The organism is Sorangium sp. So ce124, assembly GCF_051525235.1.
In the GTDB taxonomy this organism is placed as follows: domain Bacteria; phylum Myxococcota_A; class Polyangia; order Polyangiales; family Polyangiaceae; genus Sorangium; species Sorangium atrum.
Window position 1 is genome coordinate 12,237,277 of record NZ_CP150312.1, and the last position, 14,718, is coordinate 12,251,994.

Consider the following 14,718-nt stretch of genomic DNA (forward strand, 5'->3'; position numbering starts at 1 on the left):
CGGCCTCCGCCGCTCTGCGCCCCCGGTGAGAGGCGGCGGGCGCGCCACCAGGACCGAGATGACGGAACCCACCCTGAGCCAGCCGACCGACCTCACCAAGGCGTCGTATGACGCCCACAGCATCACGGCGCTCGAAGGCCTTGAAGCGGTGCGAAAGCGACCCGGCATGTACATCGGCGATGTGCACGACGGATCGGGGCTCCACCACCTGGTCTGGGAGGCCGTCGACAACGCGGTCGACGAGCACCTCGCCGGCGCCTGCACGGAGATCAGGGTCACCGTCCACTTCGACGGCTCGGTGTCGATCGAGGACAACGGCCGCGGGATCCCTGTCGGGATGCACGCCAAAGGCGTGAGCGCGGCAGAGGTCGTCATGACCGTCCTCCACGCCGGCGGCAAGTTCGACAACTCCAGCTACAAGGTCTCTGCGGGCTTGCACGGCGTCGGCGTGAGCGCCGTGAACGCCGTCTCCGAATGGCTGAAGCTCGAGATCAAGCGCGAAGGAAAGCTCTGGTTTCAGGAGTACGCCCGGGGCGTGCCGAAGGCGCCGCTCAAGGGGATCGGCGTGACGGACAAGACGGGGACGAAGCTCACCTTCAAGCCCGATCCGGTCGTCTTCAGCACGGTCGAGTTCAGCTTCGACATCCTGGCGAGCCGCCTGCGTGAGCTCGCGTTCCTGAACGCCGGGCTCATCATCCACCTCCACGACCAGCGCCCCGACGGGAGAACGGAAGTCTACGAGTACAAGGGGGGCATCTCCGAGTTCGTGTCGCTGCTCAACAAGACCAAGGAGCCGATTCACGACGACGTGATCAGCTTCGTGTCGCAGCATGAGGTCGGCGCCACGGGCGACGGCGCGAACGGCCGCGGCAGCTCCGCGGCTCCGCCGGTCGGCGTGGAGGTCGCGCTGCAGTGGAATGGCTCCTATACGGAAGCCATCTTCTGTTACACGAACAACGTCCACAACAAGGACGGCGGCACCCACCTCACCGGGCTCCGCGCCGCGCTCACGAAGACGATCAACAACTACGGGAGCGCGCACAACCTCTTCAAGGAGCTGAAGCAAGGCCTGCAGGGCGAGGACGCCCGTGAGGGCCTGACGTGCGTGCTCAGCATCAAGCACCCTGATCCGTCGTTCGACTCGCAGACGAAATCCAAGCTCGTGTCGAGCGAGGTCAAGGGCATCGTCGAGGCCGCCGTCAGCGACAAGCTCGGGCAGTACTTCGAAGAGAACCCCCAGAGCGCGAAGAAGATCATCGAGAAGGCGGTCGTGGCCGCGAAGGCGCGCGAGGCGGCCCGCAAGGCCCGCGAGGTGATCCGCAAGGGCTCGCTCGACGTGACCTCGCTCTCGGGCAAGCTCGCCGACTGCCAGTCCAAGGACCCGGAGAAGAGCGAGATCTACATCGTCGAGGGCGAGAGCGCCGGCGGCAGCGCCAAGATGGGGCGCGACCGGCACTTCCAGGCGATCCTCCCGCTGAAGGGGAAGATCCTGAACGTCGAGCGCGCGCGGCTCGACCGGATGCTGAGCTCCGCCGAGGTGGGCACGCTGATCACCGCGCTCGGCTGTGGGATCAACGACGCTGGCGGCTTCGAGATCGACAAGCTCCGCTACCAGAAGATCATCCTGATGACGGACGCCGACGTCGACGGCTCCCACATCCGCACGCTGCTGCTGACCTTCTTCTTCCGGCAGATGCCGGAGATCATGGAGAAGGGGTACCTGTTCATCGCGCAGCCGCCGCTCTACCGCGTGCGCAAGGGCAAGCGGGACCTGTACCTGAAGGACCAGGGCGCCCTGGACGAGTTCCTCGTGGGCAACGCCGTGGACGGGCTCGAGATCGTCGCCAGCGGCGCCCAGACGGGCATCGCGGGCCAGCCGCTCTACCGGCTGGCGCAGCGGCTGAAGCGGTTCCGCGCCGTGCTCTCCAACATCGACAAGCGCTGTGACGCGCGGATCGTGGCGGCGCTGCTGCGGTCGAGCGGGCTCGGGCGCGACGATCTGCGCGAGACCAAGAAGGTCGCCGCGGCCGCCGACGAGCTCCGCGCCTACCTGAAGCAGCGCTATCCGGACCTGTTCCCGCTCACGCTGGCGACGCCCCGGGACACGGAGCACGGGACGAGCCGGATCGAGGTCGTGCCGCGCCCGGGCGCGAGCGCGCGAAAGAGCGTCATCGACTGGGATCTTGTGAACTCGCCGGAGTACCAGGAGGCCTGGTCCATCGAGCAGGACCTCCGGTCCATCGGCGCGGCCCCGTACCGTGCGCGCACCTCGAGCGGCGAGGAGACCCTCGAGAACGGAGAGTCGCTCGTCGAGTACATCGAGGAGCGCGGCAAGAAGGGCATCTCGATCAGCCGTTACAAGGGCCTCGGCGAGATGAACGCCGACGAGCTGTGGGAAACGACGATGAACCCGGACGCTCGGACTCTCCTCCAGGTCCGCATCGACGATGCGGTGAAGACGGACGAGCTCTTCACGATCCTGATGGGGGACCAGGTCGAGCCGCGGCGCAACTTCATCGAGCAGAACGCGCTCAACGTGAAGAACCTCGATATCTGAGCCCCACGCCCAGGGCGCGCGGCTCCTGCGCGCCCAGCGCGGCTCCTGCGCCCAGGGGCGCGGCGCCTCGGCCCCTGCGCCCGGGCGTGCATGCGTCAAGCCCCCGCTCGAGGCGCATGGCCGGGGGGTTGACACGGCGCTGCCGCTGCATCGCTCACCTGCCCTGTTCGCTCGTCATCCCATCAGCGCCTCTTCGGCGTCCCATCAGCGCCCTTCAGCGTTTTTGGCAAGCCGCTTGCCTGGCCGTCCCCTTGCTAGGCGGGGCACCCGCCTTAGCTTCGAGGGGCCATGAAAATCGAGCGAATGACGACGAAGGCCCAAGAGGCCATACGAGAGGCTGTCGACTTCGGCAGCCGTCGGGGAAACCCCGAGCTCTATCCCGAGCACCTTGTGCGGGCGATCGTCAGCCAGGACGGCGGCGTCGGCGCGCCTCTGGTGCAGAAGGCAGGCGCCGATCCGGCGGGCGTGCTGCGCCTCCTCGACGCGAAGATCGACACCTATCCTCGCGTCAGCGGCGGCGCCGAGCCGAACCTGTCGAGGCGCGCGCTCACGGTCCTGCAAAAGGCCGAAGACGAGGCGAAGGCGCTCAAGGACGAGTACATCTCGACAGAGCACGTCCTGCTCGCCGGCATCAAGGCCGACAAGGAGATCCAATCGATCTTCGAACGAGCGGGGCTCTCGTACGACAAGCTCCTCTCGTCGCTCGCGGCCGTGCGCGGCAATCAGCGCGTGACGGACCGGGACCCCGAGGGGAAGTTCCAGGCGCTCGAGAAGTACACACGGGATCTCACGAAGCTCGCTCGACAGGGCAAGATCGATCCGGTGATCGGGCGAGACGAGGAGATCCGGCGCGTCATCCAGGTGCTCTCGCGGCGCACCAAGAACAATCCGGTGCTCATCGGCGAGCCCGGCGTCGGCAAGACGGCGATCGTCGAGGGCATCGCGCAGCGCATCGTCGCGGGCGATGTGCCGGAGTCGCTCAAGGACAAGACCATCGCCGCGCTCGATCTCGCCGCCATGGTTGCAGGCTCGAAGTTCCGCGGGGAGTTCGAGGATCGGCTCAAGGCCGTGCTCAAGGAGATCGAGGGCTCGAACGGCCGCATCATCCTGTTCATCGACGAGCTCCACACGCTGGTGGGCGCCGGCGCGGCCGAGGGCGCCATGGACGCGGCCAACATGCTGAAGCCGGCGCTCGCGCGCGGTGAGCTCCGGTGCATCGGCGCGACCACCCTCGACGAGTACCGCAAGCGGATCGAGAAGGACGCGGCGCTGGAGCGGCGGTTCCAGCAGGTGCTCGTCACGCAGCCCAGCGTCGAGGACACGATCGCCATCCTGCGAGGCCTCAAGGAGAAGTACGAGGTCCACCACGGGATCCGCATCCAGGACGCGGCGCTCGTCGGGGCCGCCGTCCTGTCGAACCGGTACATCACCGAGCGCTTCTTGCCCGACAAGGCGATCGATCTGGTCGACGAGGCGGCGTCGAAGATCCGTATGGAGATCGATAGCCTGCCCACGCCGATCGATCAGGTCGAGCGCGATCTGCTCAAGCTGCAGATGGAGGAACAGGCGCTCAAGCGCGAGAGCGACAAGGCGAGCAAGGTCCGCCTCGACGAGGTGCGGCGCGAGATCGCCGAGCTCCAGGGGCAGCGCGACGCGATGCGGGCGCAGTGGATGCGCGAGAAGGAGCTCATCTCCGAGCTGCGCCGGCTCAAGCCGCAGATCGAGGAGCTCCGGCTCGAGGAGGAGCGGCTGAAGCGCGCCGGGGACCTCGGGCGCGCCGCGGAGATCCATTACGGCAAGATCCCGGAGATCGAGAAGCAGCTCGAGTCGATCCGCGCGACCCTCTCCCAGGTGCAGTCGAAGCAGAGCTACCTGAAGGAGGAGGTCACCGACGAGGACATCGCCGCGGTCGTCTCGAAATGGACCGGGATCCCCGTCTCCAAGATGCTCGAGAGCGAGATGCAGAAGCTGCTGCGCCTCGAGGAGGAGCTGCGCCGGCGGGTCGTCGGGCAGGAGGACGCGCTCCGCGCGGTGTCGAACGCCATCCGGCGCTCGAGGGCCGGGCTCGGCGACGAGCGCCGGCCGATCGGATCGTTCCTGTTCCTCGGGCCGACCGGCGTCGGCAAGACCGAGCTCGCGCGCGCGCTCGCCGAGATCCTCTTCGACGACGAGAAGGCCATGGTGCGGCTCGATATGAGCGAGTACGGGGAGCGACACGCTGTGGCCCGCCTGATCGGCGCGCCGCCCGGGTACGTCGGCTACGAGGAGGGCGGCCAGCTCACGGAGCCGGTGCGCCGGCGGCCGTACAGCGTGGTGCTGTTCGACGAGATCGAGAAGGCCCACCCGGACATCTGGAACACGCTCCTCCAGGTGCTCGACGACGGTCGCCTGACCGACGGCCAGGGGCACACGGTCGATTTCAAGAACACGATCATCATCCTGACATCGAACCTCGGGACGCCGGCGGCCGCGGCGATCGAGGAGCGAGCGAACCTGCCGGCGGACGAGAAGGCCGAGCTCGTGAGGAGGGCCGTCATCGAGGAGGTGCGGAAGCATTTCCGCCCGGAGTTCTTGAATCGCCTCGACGATCTCATCGTGTTCCGGCGGCTGGCGCGCGAGCAGATGGAGCAGATCGTCGATATCCAGCTCGATCTGCTGCGAAAGCGCCTGGATCGACGCGGGCTGCTGTTCACCATCTCGTCCGAGGCGAAGGGCTACCTCATCGAGCAGGGGTGGGATCCGCAGTACGGCGCAAGGCCGCTGAAGCGCGCCATCCAGCGGAGCATCGAGGACGAGCTCGCGAAGCGGATCCTCGGCGGCGAGTTCAAGCAGGGAGACACGGTGCGGATCGACCGCGGGGCCGGAGGGCTCACCTTCACGCGCGCAGCGCCGAACTGACGCTCGCCGGCCCGCGCCTGCGTCAGCGCTCGGCCTGCGTCAGCGCTCAGGGAGATTGCCGGCGATGCGGCGGAGGAGGTCCAGGACGGCATAGGCTGCGCCGAGCTGGACCTCCTCGCGATCTCCCGAGAACACGCGGTCGCGCACGACGAGGCCGCCAGGGTGCGACACAGCCCAGTAGCAGAGGCCAACCGGCTTTGTCGCGGTGCCGCCCGTCGGGCCGGCGATGCCGGTCACGGAGATGGCGACGTCGACCTCGCAGAGGCGGCGGACGCCCTGCGCCATCTCGGCGGCGACCTCGGCCGACACCGCGCCGTGGCCGCGCAGGGTGTCCTCCGCGACGCCGAGCAGCCGCGTCTTGGCGCTGTTCGCGTAGGTGACCGCGGCGCCGACCAGGTAGTCGCTCGCCGGGTAACTGGTGAGCAGGTGAGAGATCAGACCGCCCGTGCACGACTCCGACACGGCGAGCCGCCAGCCACGGGCGCGCACGGAACGCCCGACCATCTCCGCGAAGGCGTCGCCCCCCTCCCCGTACACGGCGGTGCCGAGCCGCTCTCGGACATCGGCCGTCGCCTTCAAGGCCAGCTCGTGCGCCATCGACTGCGTGGCGGCGCGGGCGTGGACCTTCACGTCGACCTCCGGGTAGTGCACCCGGTAGCCGAGCGTGATGCCGGGGTGGGCCTCCTCCACGCCCTTCAGGAGCTCGCCGAGCGTCGCCTCGGGCAGGCCGTAGGTGCGAAGGCGGACCTGGAAGGTGTTGTTCGGAGCAGCCGGCCGCACGCGCGGCAGCACCTGCTCGGTGAACATGCTCTTCATCTCCCGCGGCACACCCGGGAGGAAGAACACGGTCGACTCGCCAAGGTGGATGCCGAAGCCGGGCGCGGTGCCGGATGAGTTCGGAAGGATCTCCGACCCGGAGGGGACCTCGGCCTGCTTCTCGTGGCCCGCGTTCATCACCTTGCCACGGGCCTCGACGCGGCGGCGAATGGCGAGCAGCGTGCTCTCGTCGCGCACGAGGTCGGCGCCCGTCGCGCGCGCCGCGGCCTGCGCGGTGAGGTCGTCCGTCGTGGGGCCGAGGCCGCCTGTGGCGATCACCAGCCGGTGCGCGCTCGCGAGCTGGCGGACCGCGGCGACGATGCGATCGACGTCATCGTCGACCGTGCTGGACTCGCTGACCGTGAAGCCCGCTGCGGTGAGCTCGGCAGCGAGCCAGGCCTCGTTGGTGTTGATGATCTCGCCCCGGGTGAGCTCGGTCCCGATCGAGAGAAGCGCGACAGCCATTGGGACTCGGGACTCTAACTCAATCCGGCGCCGCCGGAGCGCGTTTCCGGATTGTTTTGCGGTCGGAAAGCGAGGTGGTTTTGTCCCCCTACGCGGGTTTGTCCCCCCTCCCCACCCCGCCCGCCGCCGAGCCGGACGCCCTTGCGAGCGCTACGGTGGATAGACACACCGGAAGCCAAGATCCGGGGCTCGGGTGGATACCGGGACAAGCCGACGATTCCAGGTGCGAAGCGCGGCCGCCGCCCCATCCGTCCATGATCCGCCGTGAGTTTCCGAGAACTCGCCGTCGAGCGCATCGGGGGCCGCCCACTCGGCAACATTGCCGGCCAGATCGAACACCCGCCCCCCCGGAAGCACGGCGGCGCCGTCGGGGCGCGAGCCGGCGAGCTCGGGGCCCGTCGCGCCCCAGCCGCAGGGGCCCGCTCGCAAGCCAAAGGCGGCGCGCCGGCAGACCGCGCCGGTGTCTCCCCACGGGTACCGCCGGCCCGAGTCGCCCGCCGCGGCAAAGGCGAGCTGATCACGCGAGGGGAGCGCCCCGCCCGCGAAGGCGCAGTACCGAGCCGACTCGGCCAGGGTGACGCCCGTGACGGGGACCCCGGGCTCGCCGCGCAGCGGGAGCGGGGCGCACGCGCCGGCCTCGACGCAAGCCGCGTAGCGCTGCTCGGTGATCTCGAACGCGTCGAGCGAGAACGCGGGGACGAACACCGCGCGCGGGTCGACGATGCCCTGCGCCTCCCAGTCGCTTGGCCCGAGGCGCAGCGTCCCCGCGGCGATGCGGACGGTTGCGTTCGGCGCGACGCAGCCAGCGGCGGTCACCGTGAGGCCGGCGCTGCAGCGCCTCGGCGCGCCTGCGCAGCGGCCGGCATCGTCGAGGCGCTGGCCTTCGCCGCAGCACCTTGGGCCGAGCGCGACCATCCCCGGCGCGCAGCGCGCCGGCGGCTCCGCGCGACGGAAGGCGAGCGCGACGACGGCGCCGATCAGGAGGGCCGCGCCCGCGGCCAGACCGGCCTTCCACCCCGGCATCCGCCCGGCGTCCGGTGCTGCCCGCACCCCTCAGGAGCGCGGCGATCCGGCGGCGTCGGCCTTGAGCGCGCCGGCCGGCTCGCGCGCGCCAGCGGCCTTCCCGCGCGCCGGCCTGGCCTCGATCATGGCCACGATGCGCGCGAGCGCGTCGAGGAGCGCGGCACGGACGCGATCGTACGTCTTCGGACCGACGTCGCCCCGCTTCCGCGCGCGCTCGAGCTCGACGAACTCGTCGAGCAGCGCGTTCCGCGCCTCGAGCAGCTCCCGCCGCTCCTCGTCGTCGGGTCCGCGGTCCTGGTCGCGCCGCCGGACCAGGTTGAACGCGGTCCCGCCGATCACGGTCGCGCCGGCCAGCAGCAGCGCGATCCACCGGCCTACGCCCGGCGTCGGCAGACCGCCGAGCGTGATCTCGATGACCTTCATCCCGCCGTCCGTGCGGGTGCCCTGCATCTCGGTGATCAGGATCTTCTTCCCGTCCCGGTTCTGGGTGCGCTGGGCCGCGGGGAAGCCGGCGACGTTCAGCGTCATCGACTTGGACGCCTCGGCCATCACCCGCATCTGGGCGATGCGCGGCGGCAGCTCGATGCGGATCGTCTGGCGCTCCTCGTCGTGGAGCGGGACCTGCCAGCGGAACTGCCCTTCGTGCCGGCCAGGGCTCACGGTGCCGCGCAGCGCCACGCCGGTGCCCTTGACCTCGTCGAAGCGCATCTCCTCGCCCATGCCTTCGCTCTTGTTGAAGGCCTTGTAGTCGCGCGGGAGCGCGAACGTCTCGTCAGGCAGCCAGGCGACGCGGCCGAGGTTGTAGACCTGGAACAGCTGCTCCACCGCGATCGAGTCTTGCCGGAGCTGGAGGTAGACGATGCCCTGCGTCCCGACCATCAGGCCGCTCACGTTCGGCGTGGCGTCGTAGATGTGGAGCACGGCCCGCTTTCCGGCCTCGGCGCTGAGCCCGAAATGCGGGATCGAGAACGTCGCGCCGTCGCGCGTGATCGAGATGCCGTAGCTCGTGCCGCCGGCGATCGCGAGGTTCTCGAGCCGGAGGGTGCCCGCGTCGTCCGTCTCTCGGCTCATGCGCTCGCGCGAGTCGCCCCTCGACACCGAGCTCTGCAGGATGTCGATATCGACGGAGATGCGAGGGACGGGGTTCTCGTCCGCGTCCTGCACGGTGAGCACGAGGACGCCGGGCGGAAGGCCTGTGTCTTCCTGGACGGTGTCGTCGGGCGCATCGAACAGGCCCGTCAGCTGCTCCGAGGCGCGCCGGGAGGCCGCGTCTGCCGCGGGAGGCTTCCCCACCGGCGGATGGCCCGAAGGCAGCCCCTGCCCCACCTCGGGATGCCCCGGCGGAAGGGCGCCCGCAGCGTCGGGCGCGCCCGCGTCCGACGCCGCGGCCGTCGAGGTCGCAGCAGGAGCGCCGCTGCCGGCAGGCGCGGCTCCGCCCGACGGCGCCACCGGCTTCTCACCCTGCTTCGCCGCAGCGGGCTGCGCCGGCGCGGCCTTCCCGGCTGCCGGCTGCCCTGGAGCAGCCTTCCCAGCTGCGGGCTGCGCCGGAGCGGCCTTGTCCGCCGCGGGCTGCGCCGACGCGGCCGGCTGCGCCTGCACCGCCTGCGCGGCGGTCAGGCTCAGCGAGGCGATCGCGGCCAGCGCCGTACACCCGGTCCAGCGCATCACGAAGCCCTCCTGCGGTCATTCTCATCGGCGCTGGCCGCGGCGTCGTCCGTCGCGGCCGGGTCGTCCTGAGGCGCGCCGAGCGCGCGCTTCGTCCCGCACTTCTTGCAAAACACAGCGTCTTCGTCGTTCAGCGTGCCGCACGCCCCGCACGCCACCTGCGTCGCCGCGCGCTCCGCCGTCGCCGCGGCCTCGTCACGCTCGCCGTCCGCCGCCGGCTCCCGATCGCCCTCCGGCTTCTCCAGCGGCCGGGCCTTGGCGCGCCTCCGCTTCGCCGGCCTGGCCTCCGCGGCGGCGCCTTCCGGATCGCTCGCGCCGGCGTCCTCGTCCGGCTCCCCGGGCGCGCCGTCGTCCTGGAACCCGGCGCGCCGGAGGTGCCTCGCCACGAGCGCCGCGACCTGCTCGCGCCGCGGCTGCGCGTCGGCGTCCAGCAGGCGGAGGAGCCGCTTCGCCTCGGCGCGGTACTTCGCGACGAGCTCGGCGTAATCCTCATCGCTGATCTTCCCGACGCTCCGCTCGAACTCGAGGTCCTTGAGCGCGCGCAGGACGGCCTGCTTCTGCTCCTCCTCCGCGCGCGGCGCGCCGATCGCGTACGCGTCGGCGCCGCTCAGCGGCGTCTCCCCGATCAGCACGCGGAGGCTCGCCCAGAAGATGGCGATGACGGCGACGAGCGCGCCGCCCGCGAGCACGAGGATCGCCGCGGGCGGCCCGCCGACGAGCCCCGCGATGCCGGCGCCGACGAGCGCCGCGAGCGGCGCTCCGAAGCGGGCGTAGTGAATGATCTGCCGCTCCAGCGGCGAGTCGGTACCCCTGGTCACGGTCTCGTCGGCCGTGGCCGAGGTGGCGCTTTTGGCGGGCTGTTCGGCGCTCATTCGCGGTCTTCGCGGTCCAGGCTCTTGAGCTCCTCGTCGAGCTTGTCGTCGTAATCGTCACGGGCGCCGGGGACAACGCCCTTCGGGGATGGCTGCTGGCCGGCGGCGCCCGCCTCGTCGCTCCGCCGCTTCCATCGGCGCAGCGTCGCGACGACGATGCCCGCGCCGACCACGATGGCGCCGAGCGGGAGGAGGTAGAGCAGCCGCTGGCTCCCCTTGTTGGGCGGCACGGCTAGCGCCTCCGCCCCGTAGCGCTCGGCGTAGGCGGTCTGGATGGCCTCGATCGACAGCCCCGACGCGAGCGCCGCGCGGAGCTGGTCGCGGCGCTCGTGCGCGGTGCCGCACGTGCACGTCCCGAGGGTCTCGCGCGGGCAGCCGCACGTGCAGATCAGGCTCCAGAAGAGCTTGCGCTCGATGTCGTTCGCGATGCCGACGACGCCCGTGCGCTCCATCCCCTCCCCGAGCTGCTGCCCGTGGGCGAACTCCGGCGAGCGAAGCAGGACGACGAGGGCGAGGGCGCCCGCGACGAGGAGGGTGATGCCTTGGATGAGTCTTCGTGTGCGGCTCATTCGAACGCCGGCTGCCTCGAGTCGACAGCGGTCGGGAGCATGGCACCGATCGCGGGCGCCCGCCCGGGATCGACCGACGCGCCGGAGCCTGGGGCGCGGACGTCGCCGTCCGCCGCGCCCGGCGCGAGCAAGACCGGCCGCCCGAGCCCCTCCTGGACGGTGTGCCCGTAGGCCTGCGACGGGCCGCCGGCGAGCAGGAAGGCGAACACGACGGACGCGGTGACGGAGCCCGCCGCCCGCACATAGCCGAACGCGCCGGCCTCCTCGAGCGCGATGTCGGGCCACATCGCGACGAGCGCCCCCAGGATGAGGATGCCCGCGCCGAACCACATGAACGAGATCAGGTTGTTCACGTGGATCTGGAACGAAGCGACCTTCGTCTGGGGGTTCGCCATCCCGATGATCACGTAGAGGTCGTTCTTGACGGTGATGTGCCGCGCGACCTCGGTCGACGGCGCCTCCGGGGACGCCTTGTAGATGAACTTCGCCGGGCTGATCCGGCCGACCGGCGCGCCGTGGCGCTCGACGTCGAGGTCGGCGAAGACCATCCGCTTCTCGCTGTCGACCTCCATGCGCGGGCCGGCGTACGTGAGGCGGTACTCCTCGATCTGCACGGACTCGCCCGGGTGGAGGCTGATCTCCTTGTCGACGCCCCACGCGCGGCCGGCGAACCCGAGGAACATCACCGCGATGCCGACGTGCACGATGTAGCCGCCGTAGCGGCGCCGCGACCTCGCGATCAGGTTGTAGAAGGAGGCGAACAGCGGTTCTTTCCCGCGCTTCTGCCGCGCCGCGATGCCGCGGGCGAACTCCTGCACGACCACGGCGACGTTGAACGCGGCGATGGCCACCGTGAAGAACGGGTAGGTCGACGCGAGCTTCGCCAGCGCGTCGCCGAGCTGGCCGGGGTAGATCGGGTCCACGGCGACGAACGGGGCGAAGCCCACCCGCTTGCCGAATACGAGGTGGAGCGCCGTCGTGACGACCGTGACCAGCACCGGCCAGCGGAAGCTCTTCCGGAAGAGCTCCGGCGACGTCTTCCGCCACCCGAGCAGCGGCGCGACGCCCATGAGCAGGAAGACCACGAGCGCCACCGGGGGCAGCCACATGTTGTAGAACGTCGGCCCGAGCGTCGACTTCTGGTCGAGCAGCCACTCGCTGATGCGCGGCCACACCGTCGCGACCGCGATGAAGATCATGATGCTGAAGAGGCCCCAGTTGTTGAAGAGGAACGCGGCCTCGCGCGACAGCATCGACTCGAACTGCCCGTCGCTGCGCAGCCGCGGCAGGCGGTAGACGATCAGCGCGGTGCACGTGGCCACGATCACGGCCATGAAGCCGACGAACCAGATGCCGATGCCGGACTGGGCGAACGAATGGACGCTCGCGATGAGGCCGGACCGCGTGAGCCAGGTGCCGAAGATGGTGAGGAAGAACGTCCCGCAGATGAGCGAGACGTTCCACACCTTCAGCATGCCGCGGCGCTCCTGGATCATCGTCGAGTGGACGTAGGCGCTCGCGGTGAGCCACGGGAGGAACGCGGCGTTCTCGACCGGATCCCAGGCCCACGGGCCGCCCCAGCCGAGCTCCTCGTAGGCCCACAGCATCCCGAGCACGTTGCCGATGGAGAGGAACAGCCAGGAGAAGAGCATCCACTTGCGCGTCGCCACGATCCACTCGCTGTCGAGCCGGCCCGTGGCGAGCGCGGCGATCGCGAACGCGAACGGGACCGCCGCGCTCGTGAAGCCGATGTAGAGGCTCGGCGGGTGGATGATCATGTAGAAGTTGCGCAGCTGGTAGTTCAGCCCGTTGCCGTCGAGCGGGGCGCCCGCCACGCTCGTCCGGAACGGGTTCACCGCGAAGATCATCAGCGCGGAGAAGAAGATGAGGACGCTCATCAGCGTCGCGATGACGTAGGGCTGGAGCTCCAGATACCGGCGCTGTAGCCAGATGACGCAGGTCCCCGAGAAGAGCGCGGTCAGGAACATCCACCAGAGCAGCGAGCCGTCCTGCCCGCCCCAGAGCGCCGCGATGAGGTACGGCGTGCTCATGGATCTGTCGCTGTACTGCGCGACGTAGGCGATGCGGAAATCGTGGCTGACGAAGGCGTACGCCAGCACGAGCACAGCGAGGCCGACCAGCGCGATCGTGCCGTACGCGCCGAGCCGCGCCGCCTGGAGCAGCCGCGGCCGCCCGCGCGCCGACGCGAGCCCGACGGCGAAGGTGTACGCCGCGGTCACCAGAATGGCGTAAAGGACGCCGGTCCCGAACTCAGGTAGGGATTGCCACATCGTCGTGGCCGCAAGCTTAGGCTTGCCAGGCGCGCAGGGCCAGCGCACCGCAGCGGTGCGTGGCGGGTGATGCGTGGTGCGTGGTGCGTGGTCGAAGACGTTTGCGTCTTCACCTGCGCCGTGCGTCATGTCGAGAGCCCCGGAAGAGCTTCGTTTCAGGCCCGGCGTCGAGCGCGGCGCACTATAATAGTGCATGGCGATCGCTGCCTCCGGTACCCGCCCGACCGAGCTGATCTATGACTGGAACGAGGTGGGGCGCGTCGGACGGGTCATTCCGGAGAACATCGGCTTCTTCGACGAGACCCTGCGCGACGGCCTGCAGAATCCATCGGTCGCCGACCCGAACATCGAGCGCAAGCTCAAGCTGCTCCACCTGATGGCCAAGATCGGCATCCAGATCGCCGATGTCGGCCTGCCCGGCAGCTCGCAGCGGGCGTTCGAGGACGTGCTCCGGATGTGCAGGGAGGTCGCCGACAACAACCTGCCGCTCCGCGTCGCCTGCGCAGGCCGCACGGTCGTCTCGGACATCACGCCCATGATCGAGATCTCCCAGCGCGCAGGGATCCCTGTGGAGATCTACGCCTTCATTGGATCGAGCCCGATCCGCCAGCTCGCGGAGGCGTGGGACGTCGACCTCATCGCGCAGCGGAGCGCCGCGGCGATCGACGCGGGCGTGAAGGCCGGGCTCCCCGTCGCCTACGTCACGGAAGACACGACGCGCTCGCGCCCCGAGGTGCTGGCGACGCTCTTCAAGGTCGCCATCGATCACGGCGCGTCCCGGCTATGCCTGTGCGATACCGTCGGGCACGCGACGCCGGACGGGGTTCGCAACCTCATCAACTTCACGCGGGCCATCGTCGCGGGGGCCGGGGCGTCGGTCGGCATCGACTGGCACGGCCACAACGATCGCGGCCTCGCTCTCGAGAACGCGATCTGGGCGCTCCAGTTCGGCGCGGACCGGGTTCACGGCACCGCCCTCGGGATCGGCGAGCGGGTCGGCAACGCCGCGATGGAGCTCATCCTGCTCAACATGAAGCTCCTCGGCCTCCTCGAGCACCAGGACCTCACCCACCTCCTCGAGTACTGCACGACGGCCGCGCAGGCGGTCGGCTGGGAGGTGCCCATCAATTATCCCCTGGTCGGACGGGACGCCTTCCGCACGGCGACCGGCGTGCACGCGGCGGCCATCATCAAGGCCGAGTCGAAGGGCGACGCCTGGATGGCCGACCGGATCTACTCCGGCGTCCCCGCCGGCATGTTCGGGCGAAAGCAGGAGATCTGCGTGGGCTACATGTCCGGGGCCTCCAACGTGAACTACTGGCTCCGGCAGCGGAAGATCGAGCCCTCGAAGGAGCTCGTCGACGCCATCCTGGCGAAGGCCAAGGCCACCGACCACATCCTGTCCGAGGAGGAGATCCAGGCGGTGATCGAGCTGCACCGCGGTCGCCAGGCCTGATCCCGGGGCGCCGGCGCGGCGTCGCGGCGTCGCGCGATCAGGCGACGGCGGCGGGAACGGCGCCTGGACGTTCGGCGTTTTCACGGATCCGGAGTAGAAATCCAGG

At 70.1% G+C, this 14,718-nt stretch carries 9 protein-coding genes; 3 read left to right on the top strand and 6 right to left on the bottom strand.

Annotation, left to right across the window (positions count from 1 at the left end; genetic code table 11):
- Window positions 1-58 precede the first annotated feature (58 nt).
- Both gyrB and clpB read left to right on the top strand, forming a co-directional pair.
- On the top strand, window positions 59-2,557 hold the full coding sequence (gyrB, locus tag WMF19_RS45910) for a DNA topoisomerase (ATP-hydrolyzing) subunit B (RefSeq protein ID WP_437896126.1): 2,499 nt from the start codon (window positions 59-61) through the stop codon (window positions 2,555-2,557).
- Window positions 2,558-2,845: 288 nt separating this feature from the next.
- Window positions 2,846-5,455 (top strand): ATP-dependent chaperone ClpB, encoded by a 2,610-nt coding sequence (clpB, locus tag WMF19_RS45915; protein ID WP_272101922.1) that lies wholly within the window; start codon window positions 2,846-2,848, stop codon window positions 5,453-5,455.
- A 39-nt stretch (window positions 5,456-5,494) separates the two neighbouring features.
- On the opposite strand, the gene WMF19_RS45920 is transcribed toward clpB, so the two are convergent.
- From WMF19_RS45920 to WMF19_RS45945, 6 genes are all read right to left on the bottom strand, one after another.
- Window positions 5,495-6,736, bottom strand: a complete 1,242-nt coding sequence (locus tag WMF19_RS45920) for a CinA family nicotinamide mononucleotide deamidase-related protein (RefSeq protein WP_437896127.1) — start codon at window positions 6,734-6,736, stop codon at window positions 5,495-5,497.
- 150 nt (window positions 6,737-6,886) lie between these two features.
- Entirely contained in the window at window positions 6,887-7,759 is an 873-nt protein-coding gene (locus tag WMF19_RS45925) for a formylglycine-generating enzyme family protein (RefSeq protein WP_437896128.1), read from the bottom strand.
- 30 nt (window positions 7,760-7,789) lie between these two features.
- Complete coding sequence (locus tag WMF19_RS45930) at window positions 7,790-9,427, bottom strand: hypothetical protein (RefSeq protein ID WP_437896129.1); 1,638 nt, start codon at window positions 9,425-9,427, stop codon at window positions 7,790-7,792.
- Window positions 9,424-10,296, bottom strand: a complete 873-nt coding sequence (locus tag WMF19_RS45935; protein ID WP_437896130.1) for a hypothetical protein — start codon at window positions 10,294-10,296, stop codon at window positions 9,424-9,426. Before WMF19_RS45935 ends, WMF19_RS45930 begins: the two co-directional genes overlap by 4 nt.
- Entirely contained in the window at window positions 10,293-10,865 is a 573-nt protein-coding gene (locus WMF19_RS45940) for a cytochrome c-type biogenesis protein (RefSeq protein ID WP_437325907.1), read from the bottom strand. Before WMF19_RS45940 ends, WMF19_RS45935 begins: the two co-directional genes overlap by 4 nt.
- Entirely contained in the window at window positions 10,862-13,156 is a 2,295-nt protein-coding gene (locus WMF19_RS45945; protein ID WP_437896131.1) for a heme lyase CcmF/NrfE family subunit, read from the bottom strand. The genes WMF19_RS45940 and WMF19_RS45945 overlap by 4 nt, the downstream gene beginning before the upstream one ends.
- Before the next feature lie 193 nt (window positions 13,157-13,349).
- Between WMF19_RS45945 and WMF19_RS45950 the strand changes: the two genes are divergently transcribed.
- Entirely contained in the window at window positions 13,350-14,612 is a 1,263-nt protein-coding gene (locus WMF19_RS45950; protein ID WP_437796395.1) for a LeuA family protein, read from the top strand.
- The last annotated feature ends 106 nt before the right edge of the window (window positions 14,613-14,718 follow it).

Coding starts and splice junctions, on each gene's coding strand:
- WMF19_RS45940 (WP_437325907.1), bottom strand. CDS start 10,865: ATGAGCCGCACACGAAGACTCATCCAAGGCATCACCCTCCTCGTCGCG.
- clpB (WP_272101922.1), top strand. CDS start 2,846: ATGAAAATCGAGCGAATGACGACGAAGGCCCAAGAGGCCATACGAGAG.
- gyrB (WP_437896126.1), top strand. CDS start 59: ATGACGGAACCCACCCTGAGCCAGCCGACCGACCTCACCAAGGCGTCG.
- WMF19_RS45945 (WP_437896131.1), bottom strand. CDS start 13,156: ATGTGGCAATCCCTACCTGAGTTCGGGACCGGCGTCCTTTACGCCATT.
- WMF19_RS45925 (WP_437896128.1), bottom strand. CDS start 7,759: ATGCCGGGGTGGAAGGCCGGTCTGGCCGCGGGCGCGGCCCTCCTGATC.
- WMF19_RS45950 (WP_437796395.1), top strand. CDS start 13,350: ATGGCGATCGCTGCCTCCGGTACCCGCCCGACCGAGCTGATCTATGAC.
- WMF19_RS45935 (WP_437896130.1), bottom strand. CDS start 10,296: ATGAGCGCCGAACAGCCCGCCAAAAGCGCCACCTCGGCCACGGCCGAC.
- WMF19_RS45920 (WP_437896127.1), bottom strand. CDS start 6,736: ATGGCTGTCGCGCTTCTCTCGATCGGGACCGAGCTCACCCGGGGCGAG.